The following is a 24,645-nucleotide window of genomic DNA, read 5'->3' on the forward strand; positions in this document are numbered from 1 at the left end:
TATAACCTCATCCTTCTTGGACAACTGTGAAGCTGCCGAATTCTTCTATTTCTACTGTATCTCCCAGGTACAGTTTACGACCACGACGATTTTCAAGCTCTCCATTTACAAAAACTTCAAATTCAGCCAGGAAAATTTTAACCATTCCGCCTGATTCGACAATATTCGCTAACTTTAAAAATTGTCCCAATGGAATGTATTCCGTAGTTATCCCAATTTCTTCGCTCATATTTATTCACCCTATTCCATGAATTCACCTATCTTTCATTTTACTAAAGATAGGGCCGTAAAGAAAGTGCAAGTGACTTAAAGTGAAATTTCGTTCATTCTTCACCAAAAGTGAGGGGCCTTGGTTGTTGATTTTTTATTATTTTTATATTTCTGGTCAGAGAGAAAAGAAAGAAGATGCCATTATAGAATCCATAACAGCATCTTCTTAATCTTGTTTATATTCGTCTCATACTTGGCCGATCAATACGTACGTACAGGTAAAATCAATTGCAAAATTTGTTCATCATCTACAGGACGAATCAAAAATGGCCGCATAGCTCCTGTGAATTCAACTTTTACTTGATCATAATCAACTGCTTTCAATGCATCCATCATGTACTTCGCGCTGAAGGAAATTTTCAGATCTTCCCCATCGACATCATTCGCTAATACTTCTTCAACCACATTCCCCACTTCTGGAGAATTCCCTGTGATTTCTAAGTGATTGTTCTCTTTCGTCATCAAACGTACCACATTGTTTCGGTTTTCTTTCGATAGCAGGGAAGCCCGATCGACAGACTGCAACAATTCCTTCGTGTCTATCTTCACAATGGTTTTGCTCTGCTCTGGAATTAAACGGGATGTTTCAGGATAGTTTCCGTCCAGTAAACGGGATAAGAAATATAAATGTTTGGTACGGAAAAGTACTTGATTGTCCGTGACACTGATTTCAATGGTGTCTTCAGAATCATCAAGGATTTTGTTCAATTCCGTTAAACTCTTCCCTGGAATGACCACGGCAGGTAAAGATTTACCTTCAGGTTGTTCCAAAGGAATCTTGCGGGATGCAAGACGGTGACTATCGGTCGCAATAAATTCCAGTTCACCTTCTTCCATACGGATGTGGACACCTGTAAGAATCGGTCGCGTTTCTGAAGTGGATACAGCGAATACCGTTTGTCGGATTAAATTCTTCAAAAGGTCAATTGGTAATTCAAAGCTCTCTTCTGTATGCAGTTGTGGTAACTGCGGATATTCTTCTGGATCCTGCCCATTCAAGTGAAATTCTGCATTTCCTGAGCGAATCGTTATATTCCTTGTGTTATCACTTTCAATTTCCACCGTGTTTTGAGGCAGTTTACGAACGATGTCCGGGAAATATTTTGCTTGGAGCACGATACTGCCAGGTTCGATATTTTCCACATAAACAATACCATCTTCTTCTGTGGGGATAAAAGATTCAATAGAAATATCTGAATCACTACCGGTCAATTTGATACCCTCTTCTGAAGCCTCGATTTTCATTCCCGTCAAGATTGGAATTGTCGTTCTCGAAGATATAGCTTTCATTACGTTTTGGACGCTGGCGATCAGTTGGTCCCTCTGGATTACAAATTTCATTTCAATACACTCCTCCTAATGAGCATATATTTAATTATTTTTTATATAAAATATAGTAATAGTACTAGTATGGCCTGTGGAAATGTGGATAACGGAAGTGAAGACTGTCAGTTCTAGGTTATCCACATGTGCATAAGTTGTTGATGAATGTGTACCCTTTATACACATTATCCACTAGTGAGTTTTCAGTTGTTCTTTGATTTCATCTAGTTCTCTTTGCAGCTGCTGATCATCTGCTACCATTCTTGATATTTTTTCATGAGCATGGATGACTGTCGTATGATCCCGTCCTCCAAACTCTTCCCCGATTTTTGGCAATGAAAAGTCAGTCAGTTCTCTTGAAAGGTACATCGCAATCTGACGAGGGAAGGCGACGGATTTCGTCCTTTTTTTAGCAGGGAAGTCTTCCAATCTCACATTGTACTTCTCTCCTACTATCTCTTGTATACCCTCAATCGTTATTACTTTCGGTTTTGAACTAGGAATGATATCTTTCAACGCTTCAGCAGCTAATGAAGCATTGATATCCCTGTTGATCAGGGAAGAGTAAGCAACCACACGAATAAGCGCCCCTTCAAGTTCACGGATGTTGGTATCGATTTGATTGGCGATGTAAAGCATCACTTCATTAGGGATATCCAGGCCTTCTGCTTTAGCTTTTTTGCGCAGAATCGCAATCCTTGTTTCTAGATCAGGCGGCGTAATATCTGTAATCAGTCCCCATTCAAATCGCGAACGTAACCGGTCTTCCAATGTAGGAATTTCTTTTGGAGGCCGATCACTTGAGATGACGATTTGTTTGCTTTCTTCATGGAGTGTATTGAATGTATGGAAGAACTCTTCCTGTGTTTGTTCTTTTCCAGCTAAGAACTGGATATCATCAATTAAAAGCACATCGACACTGCGGTATTTATTACGGAAGTTCACCGCTTTATTGTCACGGATGGAATTGATGAATTCATTGGTGAATTTTTCTGATGATAAATAAACGACTTTCGCATTAGGGTTGTGATCCAGTACATAGTGGCCGATGGCATGCATGAGGTGGGTTTTACCCAGTCCGACGCCCCCGTAAATGAACAGTGGATTATAAGCTTTGGCAGGTGCTTCAGCCACAGCTAAAGAAGCCGCATGAGCGAACCGGTTCCCCGAGCCAATGACAAATGTGTCGAAGGTGTACTTCGAGTTCAGCATGCTTTGTGGTGATTCCTCATTGCCATTGTTTTTGACATTCGGTACATTTTTCGATGAAAGTTTTACATCTTCCAATGATTCCTCTTTAGATTCCGGTATGATGAACTTCGTATCCAGTTCCGCGCCCGTCACTTCATATAAGGTCTCTGTAATCAAACCTTCATATTGATTTTCAAGCCAATCTCTGGCGAATTCATTCGGAGCAACGATCGTAAGCGTATTTTCATTAAGAGAATCAGCTTTTGTCGCTTTCAACCAGGTCTCAAAACTCGGCTTACTGATTTTCTCTTTAATTTGATCCAACGTATTCGTCCATAATTCATTGATGTTCTCCAAATTTTTTCACCCCTTTCTATTTCAGTGGAAAACAAAAAAACCTTTCGTTCTCTTTTTCGAACGTAGCAAAAGGATCGAAAGGCGTTCGTATAAGGTTTGTATAATATTCTACGATAAAAAACCTCTGATCGGATGTGGATGTCCGAGGGTTGATTTCACTAGAGTTCTAGATAGTTATTTTCAGTATCCACATACTTGTGCATAATCACATAAACAAGCGTGTTAACAACTGTCCACATGTTATCCACACTCTGTGGAAAAGATTTTTAGTCTTCAGAAGTCAGTCACGGTTAAACACAAATATGATACCAAATAAAACGGCTTGTTGCAATGGTTCGCTTTAACTTATCCACAATTATAACAACTTGTAGACAATCTTCATCCACAACAGTAGATTTTGTGATTTTCTTGTCGATAATTGCTGTGGACAGTCGTATCCACAAGAAAAAATTATACACAACATCTGTGAATGTTCGCTAGGGGATGTTTTGTTCGCCTTTTATTATGGAAGATCCGAACCTTTGTTATAGTACAGGGCTGTTATATAACGCTGTGATCCTTATCTATTGGATGTAGAAAATGAATGTTGACAAAAGGGGAGTATTTTGATTATACTAATCGGGACTGCCTTTTAGATTATGTATTATTGGAATTTTTCCCAGGAGGTGTATATATAATGAAACGCACATTTCAACCAAATAACCGTAAGCGCAAAAAAGTACACGGCTTCCGTGCACGTATGAGCAGTAAGAACGGTCGTAAAGTTCTTGCACGCCGTCGCAGCAAAGGAAGAAAAGTTTTATCAGCATAGGCCACTGAAAACAATCAGTGGTCTTTTTTTCAGTATAAGGTGACAGGAGCAGGGGCGGATCTAACGTCCCTCTTTTGTTTTGAGAGCAGCCGAAGGTCTTCAGAAGGCACCGGCGCTTTTCTAATGTCCAGCTCCAACGCCCAGCCCCTCGCGACACAAGTCGATGATCTCCGTGAGGAAAAACCACCTCACTGCGAACCTCGTCTTATGCGTGTCGGGCCTATCAAGGCGTTTGCGCTTTTCTAATGTCCAGCTCCAACGCCTAGTCCCTCGAGACATAAGTCGATGATCTCCGTGAGGAAAAACCACCTCACTGCGAACCTCGTCTTATGCGTGTCGGGTCTATCCAGGCGTTTGCGCTTTTCTATAGTGGAGGGTGTTCGATGAAGAAAGCTTATCGGATTAAAAAAAATGAAGAGTTTCAAAAGGTTTTTCAAGGTGGGCAATCATTCGCTAACAGGCAATTGGTCCTTTATTATATGGAAAAAGAGGACCAGTCCCATTTCCGTATCGGTTTATCTGTGAGTAAAAAAATTGGCCCGGCGGTATTGCGGAATCAGGTGAAGCGATATTTAAGGCAGGCCTTCCATGAACTTGAAGACCATATACAGCCTCGTTATGACCTGGTCATAATAGCAAGGAAACCGACGAATCAAATGGGTTTTCATGAAATAAAACGAAGCTTGCACCATGTTTTATCAAGGTCCAAGCTATTAAATAAAAAAATTAGACTGTAATCATATAGAATTATGCTGGGAACTAATGCTAAACTTATGAATGTCATGTAGTATGTAGTATATTCAAAGGTTAGTTTTTTAGCTTAAGAGCGATTCAGTAAGGAGGAAGGAACGTTGCGTAATAAAATGTTAACCCTGCTTGCGATGGCAGGTTTGCTTACGTTCCTATCCGGGTGTATGGATGTGAACCAGGACATCACCACGGATAGTACAGGATTCTGGAATGAGTACATTGTTTATCCATTGTCGAAAACTTTGTTGTTTTTCGCTGATTTCACAAATGGAAGCTATGGTTTGGCGATCATTATCGTTACCATCATTATCCGCGTGTTACTTTTACCATTGAACGTGAAGCAATTGAAGAGTTCAAAAGCCATGCAGGATATCCAACCAGAACTGAAAGAATTGCGTGAGAAATATTCATCAAAAGATGCTCAATCACAACAAAAACTGCAACAAGAGACGATGCAGCTTTTCCAAAAAAATGGAGTCAATCCATTAGCGGGCTGTTTACCGATTATCGTGCAAATGCCGATTCTGATCGGTTTCTACCATGCAATCATGAGAACTTCGGAAATTCAGACTCATAATTTCTTATGGCTTGAATTGGGACAATCAGATCCATTCTTAGCGATATTGACAGCTGCGACCACATTCCTACAACAGAAATTAATGATGGCTGGCGGAGCGGCGGCACAAAATCCGCAAATGCAAATGATGCTTTATATCATGCCGCTTATGATTGGTACCTTTGCCTTCTTCTTCCCATCAGCGTTGGCGTTGTACTGGATTGTCGGTAACATCGTGATGATTCTTCAAACCATTTTCATTCGTAAACCTATGATGAAAGATTCGACGGGAGGAGCAGGCGAGTGAAGCAAATAACTGCTACGGGAAACACAGTTGAAACGGCCATCCAATCAGCACTAGAGCAATTACAGACATCAGAAGATCAGGTGGATGCCGAGATCATTGATGAAGGTAAAAAAGGATTTCTTGGCTTTGGTACAAAACCAGCCATTGTTAAAGTATCGATTAAGAAAAATCCGGTGCAGGATGCCGAAACATTCATCTATGAAGTAGCAGAACAAATGGGCGCTCCTGTTCAAGTGAACACCGAAATCCACCAAAGAGAGATCTATATGGATTTAGAAGGTGAAAAGATAGCCATGCTTATTGGAAAACGTGGTCAAACGTTGAATTCACTCCAATACTTAGCTCAATTGGTCGTCAATCGTGAATCAGATATTTTTTACACAGTGATGCTGGATGCGGAAGGATATCGCGGTCGCAGGAAAGAGACCCTGGAAAACTTGGCTCAACGTCTTGCTGAAAAAGCGATCCGTACGAATCAAGAAGTCAAGCTCGAGCCGATGCCTTCCTATGAAAGAAAAATTATTCATACAGCCTTACAAGATCATAAAAAAGTGAATACGGATTCTGATGGCAATGACCCCAGGCGGCATGTCGTCATCCGCCCTTCTTAATGGTGTCACCCGAATACTTCTGTCAAAATACATTGGCAGAAGTATTTTTTTTGAGCTGCTATGAAATTATTAACTGCCCTCAAGTATTTCGGATTAAGATTTCAGCGCTCTTTGTCCGAAGACAGGGGCCCGTATCGCTCTATTAAAAATTGGGGAAAATGAAAAGAAAATCAATTATACACATGTGGATAATTGATGAGCGCATTTTTATACCTTATCAGGGTGTTGATATCTTTTCAAAACACGTGGCGGTGTGGTAAGGTAGTATGTTAGTGACAACAATAAAAAATTTAATTGTGGATAACTATAGATACGTAATATTTCAGGAGGTGAGTGCGTGTGGAAACGGATACGATAACTGCGATTTCGACTCCGATGGGTGAAGGTGCGATTGCTATTGTCCGTTTGAGTGGACCAGAAGCGGTTAAGATTGCTGCTGATCTATTTAAAGGGAAAGATTTGAACAATGTCGATTCCCACACAATGCATTACGGAAAAATTATTGATCCAGAGACGGGTGAAATGGCGGAAGAAGTGATGGTATCCGTCATGCGTGCCCCGAGGACATTTACAAGGGAAGATATCGTTGAAATCAATTGCCATGGCGGCTTAGTTTCAGTGAATCGTTTGTTGGAGATTGTACTCGCAAGTGGAGCACGATTGGCTGAGCCGGGCGAGTTCACTAAGCGGGCGTTTCTCAATGGACGGATTGATTTATCTCAAGCTGAAGCGGTCATGGACTTGATTCGGGCAAAAACAGACCGGGCAATGAATGTCGCTCTGAAACAGATGGATGGACGCTTATCGAAGCTTATCCAGGAATTGAGACAGAAGCTGCTTGAAACATTAGCTCATGTAGAAGTGAATATCGATTATCCTGAGTATGATGATGTCGAAGAAATGTCTCATGAGATGATGGAAGAAAAGACGAAAGAGGTCCATGAAGAAGTTTCCCGTTTATTAGAAACAGCAAAACAAGGGAAGATTCTTAGAGAAGGGTTAGGAACGGCGATCATCGGCCGGCCTAATGTCGGAAAATCTTCGTTGATGAATGCTCTGGTTCATGAAAATAAAGCGATTGTGACTGAAATCCCTGGAACGACCCGTGATGTCATTGAAGAATATGTTAATGTCAGAGGTGTGCCACTAAGGTTAGTCGATACAGCGGGCATCAGAGAAACGGAAGACATCGTCGAGCGTATTGGTGTTGAGCGTTCAAGGCAGGTGTTGAAAGAAGCTGACCTCATCCTTCTTGTGTTAAACTATGGGGATGAATTGAATGAAGAAGATGAGAAATTATTTGAAGCGATTAATGATATGAATGTCATTGTCATCGTCAACAAGATGGATTTAGATCATAAATTAGATATCGATCGAGTGAAGCAACTAGCGGGAGAGCATCCTGTCATCACAACTTCATTGATTCATGAAGAAGGGATTGACCAATTAGAGAAAGCTATTGGTGACACATTCTTTGAAGGAGATTTGGACGCTGGTGACATGACGTATGTATCCAATGTCCGGCATGTCCAATTGCTCAAGCAGGCGAAGCAATCACTTGAGGATGCACAAAGCGGAATGGAACTGGGTGTGCCTCTTGATGTCGTCCAGATCGATGTGACGAGAACATGGGAGATCCTTGGTGAAATTGTCGGTGAGACCGTACATGAGAGCTTGATCGATCAGTTGTTTTCACAGTTTTGCTTAGGAAAATAATCAACAAAGGAGAGACATCCAAATGACTTATGATGCAGGGCATTATGATGTAATTGTAATAGGTGCCGGTCATGCTGGAGTAGAAGCAGGACTTGCTGCTGCAAGGCGTGGAGCGAAAACGCTTATGCTATCTTTGAACCTTGACCTTGTTGCTTTTATGCCATGTAACCCGTCAATCGGAGGGCCGGCAAAAGGGATTGTAGTACGAGAAGTGGACGCTTTAGGCGGTGCAATGGGGAAAGTCATTGATAAGACACACATTCAAATGCGTCTTCTCAACACTAGAAAAGGACCAGCAGTAAGGGCATTACGTGCTCAAGCGGATAAGCCCCTTTATATAAAAGAAATGAAGCAGGTCCTTGAAAATCAGGAAAACTTGACCCTTCGTCAAGCTATGGTAGAGAAGGTCTTAGTGGAAGATAATCAAATCAAAGGGGTCGTTACAGAGACAAAGGCTGCTTATTATGCCCCTTCAGTAATCGTAACTACAGGTACGTTCATGCGCGGCAGAGTCATCATCGGAGATTTATCTTATGAGAGTGGGCCGAATAACCAGCGTTCCACCGTTTCCCTTTCAGAACAGTTAGAGGAAATGGGCATCGAAATGGTCCGTTTCAAGACAGGGACGCCGATGCGTGTGAATAGTCATACCATTGACTACTCAAAAACGGAAATCCAGCCAGGGGAAGAGGAGCCTCGTTCCTTTTCTTACGAGACCACAGAATTTATTACAGATCAAATTCCGTGCTGGCTGACATATACGAATGAAGAAACGCACAGAATCATCAATGATAACCTGGGACTTTCAGCGATGTATTCAGGGGCGATCAAAGGAACGGGGCCACGTTATTGTCCTTCGATCGAAGACAAAATCGTACGTTTCAATGATAAGCCACGCCACCAAATTTTCTTAGAACCAGAAGGAAGAGATACCGAGGAAGTCTATGTGCAAGGACTTTCCACTTCTTTACCTGAATTCGTTCAAAATGAAATGATGCGGACAGTTCCAGGTCTTGAGAAAGCAGAAATCATGCGCGCTGGTTATGCGATTGAATATGATTCTGTCGTACCTACACAACTGTGGCCGACGCTCGAGACAAAACAAATCGAGGGGCTATTCACGGCTGGTCAGATCAATGGTACCTCCGGCTATGAGGAAGCAGCTGGCCAGGGACTAATGGCTGGAATCAATGCCGCCGCGAAAGCATTGAATTTAGAACCGTTGATTCTTGATCGTTCTCAAGGTTATATCGGTGTCATGATCGATGACCTTGTGACGAAAGGAACGGGAGAACCATACCGCCTGCTGACCTCCCGTGCTGAGTTCAGATTGATGCTCCGCCATGATAACGCTGACCTTCGATTAACGGAAATCGGCTATCAATTAGGTTTGATTCCTCAAGATCGTTACGAACGCTTCCAGGAGAAGAAACGTTTGATTGAAGAGGAGAAGAAACGCTTGGACAAGGTCATCTTGAAAGAAACGGATGAAGTACAAGCCGTCATCGAAGAAGCGGGCGGATCCAAGCTGAAGGATGCTGTAAGAGCGATCGATCTTCTGAAGCGTCCAGAGATGAAATACAGTCACCTTGAGAAAGTGACACCTAGTGATGTGACACTGCCGGAAGATGTCAAAGAGCAAGTGGAAATCCAGGTGAAATACAGCGGGTATATCAAGAAAGCCCTGGAACAAATCGACCGTATGAAGAAAATGGAGACGAAGAAGATTCCAGATGACATTGATTATGATGCCATCAATGGACTTGCGACAGAAGCGCGCGACCGCTTAAAAGCCGTCCGTCCATTATCGGTCGGTCAAGCGTCCCGTGTCTCAGGTGTCAATCCAGCTGACGTATCGATTCTCCTTGTCTATATCGAACAGGGTAAAATTGCGCGCGTGTCTGGCGAATAATTTGAAAGGATGGACTTATGGATACAAACACCTTTCTGGAAGCTCTGCAAAAACAGGGTATTGTACTGGATGAAAAACAACAAAACCAATTCCACCGTTATTTTGAGATTTTAGTGGAATGGAATGAAAAAATGAATCTCACAGCGATTACCGATCAAGAAGGGGTTTATCTAAAACACTTCTATGATTCTCTGACTGCTGCCTTTTATTATGATTTTAACGATCAACCGATCCGGATTTGTGATGTGGGAGCAGGAGCGGGCTTTCCAAGTCTTCCATTGAAAATCGTCTTTCCCCATTTGAAAGTGACGATTGTCGATTCTTTGAAGAAGCGTATCACATTTTTGAACCACTTAGCCCATGAATTGGAATTGGATGATGTCGCTTTTTATCATGACCGTGCCGAAAATTTTGGTAAAAACGCAGATTTTCGGGAAGGATACGACCTTGTTATGGCCCGTGCTGTGGCGCGAATGTCCGTACTAAGTGAATTGTGCCTTCCACTGACAACAAAAGGCGGTCACTTCATTGCAATGAAAGGGCCTAATTTGAATGAGGAAATGGAAGATGCGCAGGTCGCTATCCAAACCGTTGGCGGGGAAGTAGTGGATGTACACACCTTTGAACTGCCTGAAGAAGGTAGTGAACGGAATATCGCGATTATTGAAAAACGGAGAAAAACACCGAAGAAATATCCGCGAAAAGCGGGCACACCAAACAAAACACCGATTCAATAAGCACCTTAATCCTCTCCATCTTCAGATGGAGAGGATTTTTCATAGCCTCAGTTAAAAGTGACCTATTCCCCAAACTCGCAGGATACTTGAAGACTCGATCCCAAGATACTGTGTGGAGAAGGGGCGTTGAGGAAAGAGTCGCTTTCCACGGGAGTCCGTCGATCCTCCTCGAGTTCTTCGGGTCCTCACCTAGAACTCTTTTCCGCAAGAGTCTCCCCGTTCCCAACGCCCCTTGCAATATAGGTTTCTTTGGAATCGGTCGAAACTATTTTTAGCCTGGAAGGTTGAGATAATGCTCAAACACCCATGATAGAGCCTTTTGTAGTAGGATCCTTTTATGATCTGGAATGTTGGTTTCGTTCCTCCAATCATGGAAATAGGGTCTTGGAAATGGTGAGACTCCTGCGGGAAAGGATAGACTGGCGAGACCCCACAGGGGCGCAGCCCCGAGGAGGCTTGCCGTCTTCCCCGCGGAAAGCGATCCATTTCCAAGACCCTATTTCTCCAAGCGAAAGCAACGAAACCGAGCTTACAGATAAGGGACTTTAAAGAAAAGAGGGAGAATATGAACCTTTTAGTAATATCCGATACGCATATGCCTGAGAAAGCACGACAGTTACCAAGGCGTTTAATAGAGGAGCTGCCTGCTGCTGACATGATTATCCATGCAGGAGATTGGAAGAGTTTAGATATTTACGAACAACTGAAAACCTACGCGCCTGTTGTTGGTGTTTATGGCAATATCGATGAAGAGGATATCCGCGGAGTCTTCCCTTATAAACAGAAAGTGGAATGTGAAGGGTATACAATCGGGATCGTCCATGGGCATGGAGAAAAAAAGACTACAGAAAAACGCGCTCTCGAGGCGTTTGAGGAAGTGCCTGTCGATTTACTCATTTTTGGCCACTCCCACATACCTGTTCTCCGTTACTTTAAAAAAACACTCCTGTTCAACCCTGGTTCTGTAACAGACAAACGCAGGCTGCCTTTCTATTCTTTCGGGAAAATCACCTTAGAGAAAGACTGCTTACACGCAGAACACATCTTTTTCAAAAAATGAAGGAAAAAATTTTCTTTATTCAATTAACCTTATGAAAAGGATTTTCTTTATTGGGGTAAAAGAGTTATAATAGGGTATGAAAGCGCTATTAATAATAGATCGAAAGGGGATTTCAATGAAACAAGGTTTATTTCAATTAGATGGGAAAGTTGCAGCCGTTACAGGAGGGACCCGGGGCATTGGTCGTTCAGTCGCAATCGGATTGGCAGAAGCAGGGGCAGACATCGCTTTGCTGCAGCGCAAGCCCGATCAAACCGATGTGAAAGAGGAAATTGAATCTCTTGGAAGGACATGTCATATCATTGCTTGTGATCTGAATGATGCAGAACAAGTAAAAGGTGCGATTCCTTCAGTTGTTGAGACTTTTGGAAAAATAGATATTCTTTTAAACGCGGCAGGAATCCAAAGGCGTTCAGACGCTGTAGACTTCTCAGAGGAAGACTGGGATGAAGTGATTAACATCAACCTGAAAACCACATGGGTACTCTGTCAGCAGGCAGGAAGGTATATGGTTCCACAGGAAAGTGGCAAAATCATAAACTTCGCGTCATTACTATCCTATCAAGGAGGTATTCGGGTACCTGCCTATGCGGCTTCAAAAGGCGGTGTTTCCCAATTGACGAAAGCCCTGTCGAATGAATGGGCTCCCCATCATGTGAATGTCAACAGCATTGTGCCAGGTTACGTTGCTACAGATATGAATACGGCCCTCATCAATGATGAAAACCGTAACCAACAAATCCTTGACCGTATCCCAGCAGGCGATTGGGGTAAACCGGAAGATTTCATAGGTGCTGCTGTATTTTTAGCATCAGATGCCTCTCAATATATCCATGGTCATCAACTAGCTGTAGATGGTGGCTGGCTGGGCAGATAAAAAAATTCCGTATCACTAATAGTGATACGGAATTTTTTGTAGTGTCACAAGTCCGTTCATTGGCTCATACTCTCCAACCGTCGATCAGCTGGAGGTGAACATACCGCCATTGATATGAATGAACTGGCCTGTCATGTAGGTGGAATCATCAGAGGCAAGCAGGACATAGCTGCCGACATGCTCCACCGGTTGTCCAGGACGTCCCATCGGTGTGTTGGTTCCGAACTGCTCCACTTTTTCATCAGAAAATGTTGATGGGATCAATGGAGTCCAAATTGGTCCTGGGGCAATGCCGTTGACACGAATTCCTTTATCCACGAGCTGTTTAGCCATGGAGCGGGTGAATCCGACCACAGCTCCTTTTGTCGCGGTGTAATCAACCAGTTCCGGGTTACCGACATATGGATTCACGGAAGCGGTGTTTATAATGGAGCTACCTTGTTTCAAATGTGGAATCGCTGCTTTGGTCAAGTGGAACATTGAATAGATATTTGTTTTGAATGTGCTTTCTAACTGCTCGACAGAAATGTTCAATATATCATCGGTCGGGTGCTGTTCGGCAGCATTATTGACGAGTATATCCAACTGTCCCAATTCATCGACCGTCCGATTCACGGCATCAATACAGACAGATTCTTCACCTACATCTCCCGGGATCAAAATCGCACGGCGGCCTTGAGCTTCCACTTGCTTCTTTGTATATTCAGCATCTTCGTGTTCTTCCAGATAAGAAATAGCTACGTCAGCGCCTTCTTTGGCATACCCAATGGCTACAGAGCGGCCAATACCACTGTCGCCACCGGTAATGAGCGCAACTTTACCTGCTAATTTATTTCCACTTTGATAATCATCGTCCGCCTGTAGCGGAGAAGGGTTCATCTTACCTTCCAATCCTGGCTGTTTTTCCTGTTCCTGGCCTGGTTGTCCTTCAGTTTGTCGATTGTAACGAGTCATACCCAAACTCCTCCTCAATTGATGATTTGTAAAGTCTCATTCCACCATTTGGGATTTTTCAAACGCAATCAATGTAAGCCCAAAGCTTAAGAAAATAAGGAAACCCCCCTCATGATGTTGAATGAGGGGGATTTTTGCTGAGTAAAAGTCGTTTGATTACAAGTCCTATTATGATGCCTGGTATGAGAAATAATATCGGCAGCCATACAGGTCCGAGTTGGGTGCCGGCAATTTCAAAAACGGGAGAAAAGATGAGTCCTACTGTTACGGTATAGGCAGAAAATGCAAAAGGTAAATAGGCGTAAGGAGGATGCTGTGCTTCAGCAAAGCGATAAGCATCCCAAACAGCGAACATATACACACATGGATAAAACATGAGCCATTGATAGTCCGTCACTTCAATTGCTTGATTGATTTCCCCGGTAAAGCTGAACATGATGGCCATGTTGAACGAGCTGTTGAGGTTAATGATGACTTCTAAAATGATGAAAGCAATCCCCTTCAGAACATGACCGTTCAAAATTTGACCGAACCCTGGAAAGGCGATGCTCCATAACAAAATCTCTAAACGTTTTTCATTCATATATATTCCTCTTCCGCTAAAGGTTATTGGATGAGTTGCTGCCTGTCTGGTGCTTGAGGCGGTTCTTCAAACCAGCCATTTTTGATCATGATATCCATTCCATCTTTAGCATACATAGCAATATCAACAGATAATCTTTGATAAGTGAAGATGAGGTCATACCGTAAACTTGCTGATGATGCTGTTGCATAATTGCCATGCCCAGCGGAGCTTAATACGCCGATCAAGTAAATCATCAATCTGTCTGAAAACACTGGGTCTGTAGCCATCGTTAGGAAATTAGAAGAAGTCATCGGAGTCTGAATACCGGACTCGTCCAGTACACTTGAGAAAAGTTTGCGGTGTTTAATAGAGAGATTCTTTCCTTCTCTCATATATTTTTTAATGGTTTTATTCTTGCCTGTTTGAGCAAACCCCTGACAGATCACTTCACCGATTGAATTCGTTTTATAGTTTTCAAATAAGTGGGAGATTTCAATGGCATTCAACGAACGTTTATTGAATGGATGTAAATAGCTTTTTCCTTTGACATACTCGATTTGGTCCTGGATTTCCACTTGGGGAGCCCTTACATATAAGCCTTTATTCATTCCTAGCTCGACACATTGGTTATAAAGGGTGCTCTGTCTTTCTATTCGGTTAGTGAAAAAATCCCTTACCTCTTCACTGGCTGAGGTTCCTAAAGATAAACTGGCGGAAGTTAGCCCTACTTTCCCAAGGTGTTCAAGGAAATTGAGGATAAAGGCATCCGTAAATAACTTAGGGGCGTTTGGATTCAAATCTTCTTTTCCGTATCCGTCAGGAACAGGTAAGTGTTCGTCTTTAAAGATCTGCGTACATTGACTGACTCCATTGTTTGCAGTTTGCTTCGCTACTTCGAGAAGGGGATGAATCTCATCATCTTCTAAAGTCTTCTCAAAATAATCAAGTAGGGGAAGTGTCATACTATTTTCCATGTATTGGGTCCACAACACTCCGATTTCATTGGCTGTCAGTATTTTTTGAGACATGGTTCGATTCCTCCTGAGGTGATGATTGCGTATTACGCTGGCTGACTTCCTCTTTGTAAAGCATAAAAAAGGGTAAGCACATTAAATTGACAATGAATGTGTAAATGAAGAGCTTTGCCAGCCAATCAATAACAAAAAAAGCCGCTGTAAACATGGCAATAAGAATGATGAATGGACTGATATAGGCATATAGCATTTTCGTCCTCCTTGTTTCTCTGTCTATCTTTTCCGAACGGGTATAAATTATTACTTGGTGCAGAAAATATAATAGAAATTTCTTTAAGCATTAGATGTCTGACCCTCAAGTAAGGAGTTTGTCATGTGGAAATGGAAACAGAAGCCTAAACAACAGAAGAAGCGGTCAGAGGGGAATTCAGCTAATCAAGAATCCTTGGAGTCTTTCCTTAAGACTCTGGGTGGATCTGATGATTTTGTGCGTTATCAATTATCAGGAGATACTTCTTGCACGATTTCTTATATTAAAACGATGAATGAACCAAAATTCATCAACCAGCAGGTACTGCCTCTCCTTAAAAATACTCATTTACATTCTTTAGAAGAAATGCAACGGAAAATACCGATAGAAAAAGTAGAAGTAACCGATCAATTGGATATTATAAGAGAGAAAGTAATGATCGGCTCTGTAATGATTCAACTAAAGGAATTAGATGAAAAAGTGTTACTGATTCCTGCTACTTCTATAGAAGCAAGGGATGTAGGAATTCCTGAAGTGGAATTCAGTGTTGTCGGTCCTAAAGAGGCTTTTGTTGAATCATTGGATACGAATTTGAATTTAATTCGAAAGCGTCTCCCTCTTCCACAATTGACCATCAGTGAATTGAATATTGGAAAAGTGACAAAAACCCGTGTTTCTGTTGTCTATATTGATGGAATTGTTGATCCTGTCAATGTGGAAACGGTAAAGCAGCGTTTGAATGATATCGAGTATGACCAAATGATTGACAGTTCATTTATTACACAGATGATCGCAGATAATTCCAATTCTCCTTTCCCGCAATTATTAGATACAGAAAGACCAGACCGGGTAGTCGGAACACTTGTGGAAGGCAAGGTCGCCATTCTGGTGGATGGGTCTCCACATGCTTTAACATGCCCGACTACGGTTGTGGAATTTTTCGGGGCAGCGGATGACTATTTCTTACCATGGCATTTAGCCTCTGCTTTTCGCTTGATCCGATTATTTGCCGTCATTTTCTCCGTATTGAGTACACCTTTGTATGTAGCGATATTGACATACCATCATGAAATGATTCCGGGCGAGTTGATGGCGACAATTGTTTCCTCTAGGTCGGACATCCCTTTCCCTCCGATCCTTGAGGTCATCGTTCTTGAGCTTACCATTGAACTGCTGAGAGAGGCGGGAGCACGGCTGCCGACGAAAATCGGTCAAACAATCGGTATCGTAGGTGGTATCGTTATCGGGACAGCTGCCGTTGATGCTGGTCTTACGAGTAACGTCCTATTGATTATTGTGGCTTTAAGTGCCCTGGCATCCTTTACGACGCCTGTCTATCAAATCGGTAATACCATTCGTCTGATCCGTTTTCCTTTTATCATTGGAGCCCAATTGTGGGGCTTGATCGGAATTTCCATGTGTATGGTCTTTTTCATTGGACATCTGATTAAATTGCAATCGATCGGCAGACCCTTCTTTGAACCGATCTATCCACTAAGGATTCTCGATTTGAAAGATGCATTCATCCGTTTACCATTCAGTAAACAGACGGAACGCCCTATCCTGATGCGTACACAGGACTCGGGAAGGATGGATGGCAAACGTGCCAAGGCAAAGAGGGATATCGATGAGTAAACCAAAAGTCGAAAGCGGATTGAATATACCAGAAAACTATTTGGTCACGCCTGCCTATGTATTTTTTCTAATACACGCGATGCAAATTGGTGTCGGAATTCTTGGATTTGAGCAATTTCTTGTCGAGAAAGCAGGATATGACGCGTGGATTGCCTTGCTGGTGGCCGGCGGGATTCTTCACGTAATCCTTTGGATGATCTATCGCCTCTTACAAAATGGAGGGGGCGATATTGTCGAAATTCATAGGAAGGTGTTCGGCAAATACTTGGGAGGATTGTTAAGCATGATTTTTTGCGCTTACTTCCTTCTGTTGACGTTTACAGTCATCGTCACGTTCATAGAAGTCATCCGAGTATGGATGTTCCCAAGTCTCCATGTGTGGGTTTTTGCCTTCATCTTAATTTTACTTGTGTATTACTTAGTGACTGGAGGATTCCGTGTTATTACAGGCGTTTGTTTAATTAGCGTCGCCATCGGTCTTCCACTTCTTTTATTGAAATTCTTCCCGGTGCAGGCAGGGCATACAATGACGATTTATCCAGGAATCAGTCACAGCTTTACAGACATCATGGGAGCGACAAAAGCAAGCGTGCTCAGCTTCCTCGGTCTGGAATTTCTATTGATTTATTATCCATTCATTAAAAATGCTGAAAAATCGAAGAAATGGGCGCACATGGGAGTCTTTTATACAACAATGATTTATTTGATCAGTATGATCGTTACCTCTGTTTATTTCAGTGAGGCACAATTGCGACAGGTCACATGGGGGACGATTTCAGCCTGGAAAATTGTCGAATTCCCATTTATTGAACGTTTTGAATATGTAGGGATTGCCATGTGGTTATACGTGATCTTACCGAACGTCTGTCTCGGGCTGTGGGGGGCTACACGTATTCCAAAACGTGTTTTCAAAATAAAACAGAAGTATGTTTTGCTGGCTTTTTGTTTTGTTCTTTTTTTAGGCTCAGGACTAACTGGGGGCAGAGCGTTCATTAACACACTTAACAATTTTTCTAGTCAAGTGGGAATGTATATATTATTATACGTCCCTGTCCTTCTGGTCTTAAAGACTATCTCAGATAAAGTGAGGAAAAGAAATGAACAATAAGACCCGTTTGCTGCTAAGCATAGTTCTGTGCTATCTGCTGGTAGGGTGTATGCCCAATCAAAGTGTCGAGGAAAATGCCATTATTGAAATTGCCGGCTACGACCGCGGTGAAGAGGAAAAAATCGAAGGAACCGTCTCCATTCCACAATATGGACGTGATGAAAAGAAAACCTCTGCTTCAGAGCTTTATTTGAGTGTGAGGGCAGATTCAGTCAAAGATGTAGAAAAGGAAATACAAAAGCAATCTTCAAAACCAATCACTATTGGAAAATTAGCCGTGACTTTATATAGTGAAGAGCTTGCGGAAGAAGATATTTCTGATATCATCGATGTTCTCAGTCGGGATCCGAGGTTGAGCCGTAACATGTATATCGGCATTGCCGAAGGAGAGGCGAAGTCGTTGATTGAGGGAGGATATACCCAGGACGAAACGACATCAAAATATTTACAAGGTTTGATAGAGAATAATATGCATTTCAATTTTCCCAAAACGAGTTTACACGATTACTTGTATGCCTATTATGCTGAAGGAATGGATGGGTACCTTCCTATTTTATCGAGAAAGAATGATTATGTGGAACTTTCAGGAATTGGTTTTCTCAATAATGGAAAATTAGTAAGGAAAATTCCCGATTCTGATGTGTTTGTTTTTAAAATGATGAAGGAGAATTTCAAAAAAGGGATGCAGGATTTGGATTTCAAAGAAGGTACCATCCTAATGGACAACATCGGCTCACACGTAGAATATCGTTTGAAGGGGACAACGGATCAGCCGGAGTTCGAAATTGATGTAAAGATGAAGGCTGTCGTTAATGAGATGGTAGGTATCCACCAGGATATCAATGAGGGTTTAGCGAAAGAAATGGAAGAAACCTTTAAAGACTACTATCAAAAGAAAGCGAATGAGATGATTCAGATGTTCAAAGAAGAAAAAATCGATCCACTCGGCTTAGGGCATTTTGCTAAATCCCGTAGAGAAAGCTTTGACTTGAAGAAATGGGAGGATGCTTATCCTGAGCTGCCTGTAGATGTGAAAATTTCTGTTGATATTACTGAATATGGGATATTTTCTTAAACAAACTTGAATTCATCCAATAGTCGATGGAGCTGGACAAGTTGTTTTCCCCAACCCTCCTCAGTCCATTACGGTAACGAACCTCTCTTTTCTAAAGTCGACTCTTCCACATAACAAGGTTAGATAACATAAGAAAGAGGCGCTCTTCGTGGCGCCTCTTTCTTATGTGAAGTATTCCAATCTTGCCTCGGGAAAGTATTGATCGATGTATCCGCCGAGGGTTTGTTTCATGTCTTCCTGTTCATCATTTTGGTAGACATACTTACCAATCCCGTATTTCCCCCACTTGTATTTCCGTTTTTCTTCATCCATCTCAAGTTTTGACATGGGATAGTTTTTCTGGATGACTCGTTTCGCCGGCTTTGTGAAACGGTGTTGAATAAGCTCGAAGGTCAAATCTTTCGTAGCATAATCCGGAAGTCGATCGTGTAATTTTTCGAAAAGGATGCGATACCCTTCCTTCCAGTCCTCGTATAAGTAAATAGGTGCAATGATGAAACCTAATGGATAGCCGGCCTTTGCGACTTTTGCTGCCGCTTCAATGCGTTCATTCAAGCGTGAGGTCCCGGGCTCTAGATATTTAATCACATAATCAGCATTCATACTGAAGCGGAACCGTGTCCTACCGTTGTGTTTGGCATCAAGCAAATGATCGACGTGGGCGAATTTTGTCACAAAGCGAAGCCTGCCATTTTCGGATTCGCCGAAGTACTCGATCGCCTGTTTCAAGGAATGAGTGAGGTGGTCGACTCCTACAATATCTGAGGTGCAGGAAGCTTCGAACCTTGTCTCCTCTGGTGCGCGTCCCTGCATATATTTTTCTGCTGCATCAAATATTTCTTCTACATTTACGTAGGTGCGGATATATGGTTTGCTGCCCATCGTTGTTTGTAAGTAACAATAGTGGCAATGCCCCATACAGCCTGTTGCAAGCGGGATAGCATACTCGGCAGAAGGTTTGGACGTATCGAATTTGAGTGTTTTCCGAACACCGACGACAAGGGTTGATTTAGCCGTCCGATATTTTTGGAAGTCGTTTTCACCAGGCAGATTACGAACCTGATTATGTGAAGTTGTTTGACGGATTTCGATGCCCATATCGTCGAATTTTTCTTTCAAATTTTGGCCTAAGGGGTATTCAAGAGCCCTAGGTTCCATGTACACAAGTTCAGGTATAAAAGGTTTTACCACAGCTCACCCTCCGATTCTGCTCCGCCGCCAAAAGCATCATGGTAAGCACGTTCTGCTTCTCCTTCTGAGGCATAGACAGCGATGTTTTCATCGAGAGGAAAATAGGTTTCATATAGAAAAAGAGCCAGTTCACCAGCACTTTCCGGACTGTTGACGACTGCTGCTTCCTGGACATTAGCAACATCATACGTATGTGGATTGCGGTAGATGACATATACGATGTCACCTGCTTTGAAATTTTGTTGAATATCCATTCCATCACCTGCTCTTTTATTTTTGCCAAAAGGTATACGAATGCTTTTGACCATTTGTGCTCATCTTTCCACAAAGTCCGACTTTTATTACATTTTTTCATTTCCAAAAAAGGATCCCCTCATTCGAGCGTAGAAGTAGGTGTGGGATTACATATGAAAAGGAGTAGAAGTCTATGGGAGTCACACTACATACTGAACGTCTGGATTTACAGCCTTTTACCAAGGATTTGGCGCAGCAAGTTACTGAGCTGGCGGGTGATGAAGCAGTGGCAGCAACGACATTCGTCCCCCATCCCTACACACTGGAGGTAGCGGAGGAATGGATTGCCGAGCACGCAAATTGGATTGATAGTAGAACCGCTTTTACTCTGGCGATGATTTTAAGAGAGACGGATGAGCTTGTCGGAACGATGACTTTGCGGGTCGATCAGAAGCATTCGAAAGGGGAGCTTGCTTATTGGGTCGGAAAACCTTTCTGGAATAAAGGGTATGCATCCGAAGCGGCTCGAAAAATAGTTGAATTCGGTTTAAACGACCTCGATCTACACAGAATCTGGTCTGCAGCGATAGCTACGAATCCTGCCTCAACAAAAGTGATGCAAAAAGCCGGGCTTAGTTATGAAGGAACATTGAAACATGACCTCTACCACCGGGGGGAATATAAAGATATCGATGTGTATGGATTAGTGAAACAGGAATAGAAATGATTGTTTCATGTGAAACATGATAAAAAAGCGAGGTCCTTTTTTGGTTGTAAAGGACCTCGCTTTTACTGTTTTTGCTATGAAAAAATGTTGGTGTAAGACTCTAGGGCGGGCTTATGGTCGCTTACTTCTTCGGTTTGATCGGAATCGAAGTTCCTATCAAGGCAATGACAGTACAAGCGATGAACATCTGCGTGAATCCTGTAAAATCCATGCCGCTGACTGTCGTGAAAATGAAAAGCTCGAACAATGAAACGATGGAGAATATTGAAGTATAATAATGTGGAATTTTTTAACATGTACTGTATCATCCTTAAAATTCATCAAACCGTTTATTTCTCCAATGAGTACAGCTTTCCTTCTTTTTGATTGGTTTAGATTTTGTTTGCTTTATGTGAAATAATTCCTCATTTGATTTGAGTAAAGGGAAATCAGCTTGCTTCCCATGCCCCTTTTCAAAGACCTCCTACAGAAAATTCATACGTACCCCTATGAAGAAGCTCCCTGCATTATTCAGATCGGCATGTTTGCACTGGAGTAGTAGAAGTTATAAGCTGATAGTTAAGGAGTTTACGAGAAAATATATCGACTCGATTTGTCATGAATAGTCACGAAAAAAGGTCGTTGAAATCGCGGAATTTTGCCTTTTATGCCCTCGGAATCAGATTTTTTCGACAAAAAGGTCCTATAATTCTTCTTTCTTCACGATACTTTTACTAGAATAAATATGATAAAATGAATAAAGAAATGGAAAACGGCATACGTAGGCGCAGCAGCCAAAAAGCCTGCGGCGCTTTTTATATTTCAATATACAGGATTAAAACGAGTGCAAGCGTATGCTCGATCGTATAAAGGTGGTGTCTGATCGTGTTACATCCTTTTGGTCGTTTATTCGGGCTAGGGGAAAAACCGGATTCGGATAATGACAACAATGAAGAAGAAGGCTACAACCCCGATGAAGTTGTACAAGTTCCAGTAGAACGTGTGCAGCCAAACCGTTACCAGCCTCGAGCGATATTTAACAACGAGAAGATTAGCGAACTCGCCCAGACGATACATACGCATGGGATGATTCAGCCGATCGTTCTCCGTCGGTTAAATGAAGATGAGTTTGAATTGATTGCTGGTGAACGCAGGTGGAGGGCCGTCCAGTCCCTTGGATGGGAAACGATTCCTGCGATCATCCGTGACATGAATGATTCCCAAACAGCCTCAGTCGCTCTCATTGAAAACCTGCAGCGGGAAGAGTTGACGGTAATTGAAGAAGCGATGGCCTATTCGAAGCTGATCGAACTCCATGAGCTTACCCAGGAAGCACTGGCTCAACGCCTCGGAAAGAGTCAGTCGACCATTGCGAATAAGATTCGCCTCTTGAAGCTTCCAGACTCCGTCCAACAGGCGATTATGGATAAAAAGATTACAGAACGCCATGCTCGTGCTTTGATCGGTTTGAAAGATCCACAGCTCCAGGAAACGATCCTGACAGAGATTATTGAAAAACAGCTGAATGTGAAGCAAACGGAAGAACGGATTGCGAAGCTTAGTGATCCTAAACCGAAAAAGAAAAAGCCGACGCTCAAAGGCGTCAACAAGGATATGAGAATTGCTATGAATACGATTCGCCAGTCCTTGAATATGGTGACAGACACAGGTGTTGATTTGGAAACAAACGAAGAAGATCATGAGGACTACTACCAAATCACTATCAAAATACCGAAGAAAAAATCATAGCTTCTTTTCCCCATCTTTGACTGCGTGTGAAGATGGGATTTTTTTAAGTCATTGGGCCTATGTTTTCAATTAAATGGTAAGATGGTAGAAAAGAGAAAGAGTAGGTGACATCATGGGAAAAGTGATTTCAATCGCTAACCAAAAAGGGGGCGTCGGTAAAACGACGACGGCGGTCAATTTGAGTGCTTGTCTCGCTTACTTGGATTATAAAGTTCTTTTAGTGGATATTGATCCCCAGGGAAATGCGACCAGTGGGGTGGGTGTTGATAAAGGTGAGATGGAACAGTGTATTTATAACGTTCTCGTAGATGGTGTGGAGGCCAGACAAGTGAGGACTTCGACCCAAGTGAGTAATTTGGATGCGATTCCTGCCACCATTCAACTCGCTGGTGCTGAGATAGAGCTCGTTCCCACCATTTCCAGAGAAGTACACCTGAAGAAATCCATCGACCAAATCAAGCATGAGTATGATTATGTCATCATCGACTGCCCTCCTTCGTTAGGTTTGCTGACGCTCAATTCCTTGACTGCTTCTGACACCGTGTTAATTCCCGTCCAATGTGAGTATTACGCCCTCGAAGGTCTCAGCCAGCTGCTCAACACGGTCCGCCTCGTACAAAAACATTTGAACAGGCAATTGATGATTGAAGGAGTTCTTCTGACCATGTTGGATGCCCGTACAAATCTTGGGATTCAGGTCATTGAAGAAGTGAAAAAATATTTCCAGGACAAAGTTTATCGCTCGATTATTCCTCGTAATGTACGGTTGAGTGAAGCGCCGAGTCATGGGAGACCGGCGATTCTTTACGATGCGAAGTCCAGAGGAGCGGAAGTCTATCTAGAACTAGCAAAGGAAGTGATCGTGAATGGAGAGAGGGTTAGGTAAAGGTCTTGGTGCTTTTTTCAATAGTTCGGAAACCATTGATGAAGAACAACTCCAGGAAATAGCAGTAAAAGATTGCCGCCCCAACCCTTATCAACCTCGTAAGGAATTCGATAAAGAAGCGTTGAGCGGCCTGAAGCAATCGATTGAAGAACACGGCGTTCTTCAACCTATTATCGTCAGAAAAAGCATTAAAGGCTATGAAATCGTCGTCGGGGAGCGCAGGTACCGGGCAGCTCAATCCGCCCGTCTTGAAACCATTCCCGCTCTCGTCAAGGACTTGACTGACGAACAGATGATGGAGCTTGCTTTGCTTGAAAACCTGCAGCGTGAAGACTTATCCCCTATTGAAGAAGCGCGTTCATATGAATCGTTGATCAATGAATTGAATGTGACCCAGGATATTCTCTCGAAACGTTTAGGGAAAAGCCGTTCCCATATCGCTAACCTGATGCGTTTGTTGTCGTTGCCGCAGGAAGTGACATCTAAGATCGATGATGGAAAATTGACGATGGGCCACGGGCGTGCTCTGCTTGCCTTAAAGGATAAAGAGCAGCAATCCAAACTCGTCGCCCGTATTGAAAGAGAGTCTCTTAACGTCCGTCAAGTTGAACGAATCATCAATGAAATCAATCAAAACAAGAACCCTAAGAAACAACCTGCTCCTAAGGATATTTTTTTAAAAGAGCGGGAAGAAAATTTGAAAGAACGCTTAGGGACAGCTGTGAAGATTCATAAAGGAAAGCGTAAGGGAAAGATCGAAATTGAATTCATGAATGAAGAGGATTTGGAACGGATACTTGAAATGTTCGATGATAAAGAGTAATCGTCAAGCAGCCTGTG

Annotated in this window: 26 protein-coding genes; 17 read left to right on the forward strand and 9 right to left on the reverse strand. The window is 42.6% G+C overall.

Annotated elements, in window-relative coordinates; translation table 11 throughout:
- Positions 1 to 7: 7 nt before the first annotated feature.
- The 3 genes from yaaA to dnaA form a co-directional block, all read right to left on the reverse strand.
- Positions 8 to 229, reverse strand: a complete 222-nt coding sequence (yaaA, locus tag HLI_RS11760) for a S4 domain-containing protein YaaA (RefSeq protein WP_128525135.1) — start codon at positions 227 to 229, stop codon at positions 8 to 10.
- 242 nt (positions 230 to 471) lie between these two features.
- Entirely contained in the window at positions 472 to 1,611 is a 1,140-nt protein-coding gene (gene dnaN / locus HLI_RS11765; RefSeq protein ID WP_128525136.1) for a DNA polymerase III subunit beta, read from the reverse strand.
- A 174-nt stretch (positions 1,612 to 1,785) separates the two neighbouring features.
- On the reverse strand, positions 1,786 to 3,141 hold the full coding sequence (gene dnaA, locus HLI_RS11770) for a chromosomal replication initiator protein DnaA (protein WP_128525137.1): 1,356 nt from the start codon (positions 3,139 to 3,141) through the stop codon (positions 1,786 to 1,788).
- A gap of 676 nt (positions 3,142 to 3,817) precedes the next feature.
- Here dnaA and rpmH point away from each other — a divergent pair.
- From rpmH to HLI_RS11820, 9 genes are all read left to right on the forward strand, one after another.
- Positions 3,818 to 3,952, forward strand: a complete 135-nt coding sequence (rpmH, locus tag HLI_RS11775) for a 50S ribosomal protein L34 (protein ID WP_035545113.1) — start codon at positions 3,818 to 3,820, stop codon at positions 3,950 to 3,952.
- A gap of 383 nt (positions 3,953 to 4,335) precedes the next feature.
- Complete coding sequence (gene rnpA, locus HLI_RS11785) at positions 4,336 to 4,689, forward strand: ribonuclease P protein component (protein ID WP_128525139.1); 354 nt, start codon at positions 4,336 to 4,338, stop codon at positions 4,687 to 4,689.
- Positions 4,690 to 4,803: 114 nt separating this feature from the next.
- The gene (gene spoIIIJ, locus HLI_RS11790; RefSeq protein WP_128525140.1) at positions 4,804 to 5,565 is read left to right on the forward strand and encodes a YidC family membrane integrase SpoIIIJ; all 762 of its coding nucleotides are present in this window, start codon (positions 4,804 to 4,806) and stop codon (positions 5,563 to 5,565) included.
- Positions 5,562 to 6,176 (forward strand): RNA-binding cell elongation regulator Jag/EloR, encoded by a 615-nt coding sequence (gene jag, locus HLI_RS11795; RefSeq protein WP_128525141.1) that lies wholly within the window; start codon positions 5,562 to 5,564, stop codon positions 6,174 to 6,176. Before spoIIIJ ends, jag begins: the two co-directional genes overlap by 4 nt.
- Before the next feature lie 339 nt (positions 6,177 to 6,515).
- The gene (gene mnmE / locus HLI_RS11800; protein ID WP_128525142.1) at positions 6,516 to 7,892 is read left to right on the forward strand and encodes a tRNA uridine-5-carboxymethylaminomethyl(34) synthesis GTPase MnmE; all 1,377 of its coding nucleotides are present in this window, start codon (positions 6,516 to 6,518) and stop codon (positions 7,890 to 7,892) included.
- A 22-nt stretch (positions 7,893 to 7,914) separates the two neighbouring features.
- Positions 7,915 to 9,804 carry a tRNA uridine-5-carboxymethylaminomethyl(34) synthesis enzyme MnmG gene (gene mnmG, locus HLI_RS11805; protein WP_128525143.1) on the forward strand — a complete coding sequence of 630 codons (1,890 nt, stop codon included), beginning with the start codon at positions 7,915 to 7,917 and terminating at the stop codon, positions 9,802 to 9,804.
- 17 nt (positions 9,805 to 9,821) lie between these two features.
- On the forward strand, positions 9,822 to 10,541 hold the full coding sequence (gene rsmG / locus HLI_RS11810; protein ID WP_128525144.1) for a 16S rRNA (guanine(527)-N(7))-methyltransferase RsmG: 720 nt from the start codon (positions 9,822 to 9,824) through the stop codon (positions 10,539 to 10,541).
- 565 nt (positions 10,542 to 11,106) lie between these two features.
- Positions 11,107 to 11,601 carry a metallophosphoesterase family protein gene (locus HLI_RS11815; RefSeq protein ID WP_128525145.1) on the forward strand — a complete coding sequence of 165 codons (495 nt, stop codon included), beginning with the start codon at positions 11,107 to 11,109 and terminating at the stop codon, positions 11,599 to 11,601.
- Between the two features lie 115 nt (positions 11,602 to 11,716).
- Positions 11,717 to 12,478 carry an SDR family oxidoreductase gene (locus HLI_RS11820; protein WP_128525146.1) on the forward strand — a complete coding sequence of 254 codons (762 nt, stop codon included), beginning with the start codon at positions 11,717 to 11,719 and terminating at the stop codon, positions 12,476 to 12,478.
- An 84-nt stretch (positions 12,479 to 12,562) separates the two neighbouring features.
- Here the strand turns inward: HLI_RS11820 and HLI_RS11825 are convergent, their stop codons facing one another.
- The 4 genes from HLI_RS11825 to HLI_RS11840 all read right to left on the reverse strand — a co-directional run bounded on the left by HLI_RS11825 (position 12,563) and on the right by HLI_RS11840 (position 15,221).
- On the reverse strand, positions 12,563 to 13,432 hold the full coding sequence (locus tag HLI_RS11825) for an SDR family oxidoreductase (RefSeq protein WP_128525147.1): 870 nt from the start codon (positions 13,430 to 13,432) through the stop codon (positions 12,563 to 12,565).
- Between the two features lie 109 nt (positions 13,433 to 13,541).
- Positions 13,542 to 14,015 (reverse strand): hypothetical protein, encoded by a 474-nt coding sequence (locus HLI_RS11830; protein WP_128525148.1) that lies wholly within the window; start codon positions 14,013 to 14,015, stop codon positions 13,542 to 13,544.
- Positions 14,016 to 14,038: 23 nt separating this feature from the next.
- On the reverse strand, positions 14,039 to 15,025 hold the full coding sequence (locus HLI_RS11835; RefSeq protein ID WP_128525149.1) for a DUF3231 family protein: 987 nt from the start codon (positions 15,023 to 15,025) through the stop codon (positions 14,039 to 14,041).
- The gene (locus HLI_RS11840; protein WP_128525150.1) at positions 14,997 to 15,221 is read right to left on the reverse strand and encodes a hypothetical protein; all 225 of its coding nucleotides are present in this window, start codon (positions 15,219 to 15,221) and stop codon (positions 14,997 to 14,999) included. Before HLI_RS11840 ends, HLI_RS11835 begins: the two co-directional genes overlap by 29 nt.
- A 123-nt stretch (positions 15,222 to 15,344) precedes the next feature.
- Here HLI_RS11840 and HLI_RS11845 point away from each other — a divergent pair, with 123 nt between their 5' ends.
- Genes HLI_RS11845 through HLI_RS11855 form a run of 3 tightly spaced genes read left to right on the forward strand, consistent with a single transcriptional unit; the run spans position 15,345 to position 19,039 of the window.
- Positions 15,345 to 16,856 (forward strand): spore germination protein, encoded by a 1,512-nt coding sequence (locus HLI_RS11845; RefSeq protein ID WP_128525151.1) that lies wholly within the window; start codon positions 15,345 to 15,347, stop codon positions 16,854 to 16,856.
- Positions 16,849 to 17,964 carry a GerAB/ArcD/ProY family transporter gene (locus HLI_RS11850; RefSeq protein WP_164908543.1) on the forward strand — a complete coding sequence of 372 codons (1,116 nt, stop codon included), beginning with the start codon at positions 16,849 to 16,851 and terminating at the stop codon, positions 17,962 to 17,964. Before HLI_RS11845 ends, HLI_RS11850 begins: the two co-directional genes overlap by 8 nt.
- Complete coding sequence (locus HLI_RS11855) at positions 17,954 to 19,039, forward strand: Ger(x)C family spore germination protein (protein ID WP_128525153.1); 1,086 nt, start codon at positions 17,954 to 17,956, stop codon at positions 19,037 to 19,039. The genes HLI_RS11850 and HLI_RS11855 overlap by 11 nt, the downstream gene beginning before the upstream one ends.
- Before the next feature lie 162 nt (positions 19,040 to 19,201).
- On the opposite strand, the gene splB is transcribed toward HLI_RS11855, so the two are convergent.
- On the reverse strand, positions 19,202 to 20,230 hold the full coding sequence (splB, locus tag HLI_RS11860; RefSeq protein ID WP_128525154.1) for a spore photoproduct lyase: 1,029 nt from the start codon (positions 20,228 to 20,230) through the stop codon (positions 19,202 to 19,204).
- Positions 20,224 to 20,484, reverse strand: a complete 261-nt coding sequence (locus HLI_RS11865; RefSeq protein ID WP_128525155.1) for a transcriptional regulator SplA domain-containing protein — start codon at positions 20,482 to 20,484, stop codon at positions 20,224 to 20,226. The genes splB and HLI_RS11865 overlap by 7 nt, the downstream gene beginning before the upstream one ends.
- Before the next feature lie 173 nt (positions 20,485 to 20,657).
- Here HLI_RS11865 and HLI_RS11870 point away from each other — a divergent pair, with 173 nt between their 5' ends.
- The 5 genes from HLI_RS11870 to HLI_RS11885 all read left to right on the forward strand — a co-directional run bounded on the left by HLI_RS11870 (position 20,658) and on the right by HLI_RS11885 (position 24,628).
- The gene (locus HLI_RS11870; RefSeq protein WP_128525156.1) at positions 20,658 to 21,185 is read left to right on the forward strand and encodes a GNAT family N-acetyltransferase; all 528 of its coding nucleotides are present in this window, start codon (positions 20,658 to 20,660) and stop codon (positions 21,183 to 21,185) included.
- A 119-nt stretch (positions 21,186 to 21,304) separates the two neighbouring features.
- The gene (locus HLI_RS21640) at positions 21,305 to 21,466 is read left to right on the forward strand and encodes a hypothetical protein (protein ID WP_164908544.1); all 162 of its coding nucleotides are present in this window, start codon (positions 21,305 to 21,307) and stop codon (positions 21,464 to 21,466) included.
- A gap of 589 nt (positions 21,467 to 22,055) precedes the next feature.
- Positions 22,056 to 22,919 (forward strand): nucleoid occlusion protein, encoded by an 864-nt coding sequence (noc, locus tag HLI_RS11875; RefSeq protein WP_128525157.1) that lies wholly within the window; start codon positions 22,056 to 22,058, stop codon positions 22,917 to 22,919.
- A gap of 112 nt (positions 22,920 to 23,031) precedes the next feature.
- On the forward strand, positions 23,032 to 23,805 hold the full coding sequence (locus tag HLI_RS11880) for a ParA family protein (protein ID WP_128525158.1): 774 nt from the start codon (positions 23,032 to 23,034) through the stop codon (positions 23,803 to 23,805).
- Positions 23,786 to 24,628, forward strand: coding sequence for a ParB/RepB/Spo0J family partition protein (locus HLI_RS11885; protein WP_128525159.1), 843 nt, complete (start codon positions 23,786 to 23,788; stop codon positions 24,626 to 24,628). Before HLI_RS11880 ends, HLI_RS11885 begins: the two co-directional genes overlap by 20 nt.
- Positions 24,629 to 24,645 lie beyond the last annotated feature (17 nt).

This window comes from Halobacillus litoralis (assembly GCF_004101865.1).
Classification (GTDB): Bacteria; Bacillota; Bacilli; order Bacillales; family Halobacillaceae; genus Halobacillus; species Halobacillus litoralis_A.

What these genes read in the sequence shown, in the direction of transcription:
- yaaA (WP_128525135.1), bottom strand. Translation starts at nt 229, where the DNA reads ATGAGCGAAGAAATTGGGATAACTACGGAATACATTCCATTGGGACAA.
- dnaN (WP_128525136.1), bottom strand. Translation starts at nt 1,611, where the DNA reads ATGAAATTTGTAATCCAGAGGGACCAACTGATCGCCAGCGTCCAAAAC.
- rpmH (WP_035545113.1), top strand. Translation starts at nt 3,818, where the DNA reads ATGAAACGCACATTTCAACCAAATAACCGTAAGCGCAAAAAAGTACAC.
- rnpA (WP_128525139.1), top strand. Translation starts at nt 4,336, where the DNA reads ATGAAGAAAGCTTATCGGATTAAAAAAAATGAAGAGTTTCAAAAGGTT.
- mnmG (WP_128525143.1), top strand. Translation starts at nt 7,915, where the DNA reads ATGACTTATGATGCAGGGCATTATGATGTAATTGTAATAGGTGCCGGT.
- rsmG (WP_128525144.1), top strand. Translation starts at nt 9,822, where the DNA reads ATGGATACAAACACCTTTCTGGAAGCTCTGCAAAAACAGGGTATTGTA.
- HLI_RS11815 (WP_128525145.1), top strand. Translation starts at nt 11,107, where the DNA reads ATGAACCTTTTAGTAATATCCGATACGCATATGCCTGAGAAAGCACGA.
- HLI_RS11820 (WP_128525146.1), top strand. Translation starts at nt 11,717, where the DNA reads ATGAAACAAGGTTTATTTCAATTAGATGGGAAAGTTGCAGCCGTTACA.
- HLI_RS11825 (WP_128525147.1), bottom strand. Translation starts at nt 13,432, where the DNA reads ATGACTCGTTACAATCGACAAACTGAAGGACAACCAGGCCAGGAACAG.
- HLI_RS11830 (WP_128525148.1), bottom strand. Translation starts at nt 14,015, where the DNA reads ATGAATGAAAAACGTTTAGAGATTTTGTTATGGAGCATCGCCTTTCCA.
- HLI_RS11835 (WP_128525149.1), bottom strand. Translation starts at nt 15,025, where the DNA reads ATGTCTCAAAAAATACTGACAGCCAATGAAATCGGAGTGTTGTGGACC.
- HLI_RS11840 (WP_128525150.1), bottom strand. Translation starts at nt 15,221, where the DNA reads ATGCTATATGCCTATATCAGTCCATTCATCATTCTTATTGCCATGTTT.
- HLI_RS11845 (WP_128525151.1), top strand. Translation starts at nt 15,345, where the DNA reads ATGTGGAAATGGAAACAGAAGCCTAAACAACAGAAGAAGCGGTCAGAG.
- HLI_RS11850 (WP_164908543.1), top strand. Translation starts at nt 16,849, where the DNA reads ATGAGTAAACCAAAAGTCGAAAGCGGATTGAATATACCAGAAAACTAT.
- HLI_RS11855 (WP_128525153.1), top strand. Translation starts at nt 17,954, where the DNA reads ATGAACAATAAGACCCGTTTGCTGCTAAGCATAGTTCTGTGCTATCTG.
- HLI_RS11865 (WP_128525155.1), bottom strand. Translation starts at nt 20,484, where the DNA reads ATGGATATTCAACAAAATTTCAAAGCAGGTGACATCGTATATGTCATC.
- HLI_RS11870 (WP_128525156.1), top strand. Translation starts at nt 20,658, where the DNA reads ATGGGAGTCACACTACATACTGAACGTCTGGATTTACAGCCTTTTACC.
- HLI_RS21640 (WP_164908544.1), top strand. Translation starts at nt 21,305, where the DNA reads ATGGTCGCTTACTTCTTCGGTTTGATCGGAATCGAAGTTCCTATCAAG.
- HLI_RS11880 (WP_128525158.1), top strand. Translation starts at nt 23,032, where the DNA reads ATGGGAAAAGTGATTTCAATCGCTAACCAAAAAGGGGGCGTCGGTAAA.
- HLI_RS11885 (WP_128525159.1), top strand. Translation starts at nt 23,786, where the DNA reads ATGGAGAGAGGGTTAGGTAAAGGTCTTGGTGCTTTTTTCAATAGTTCG.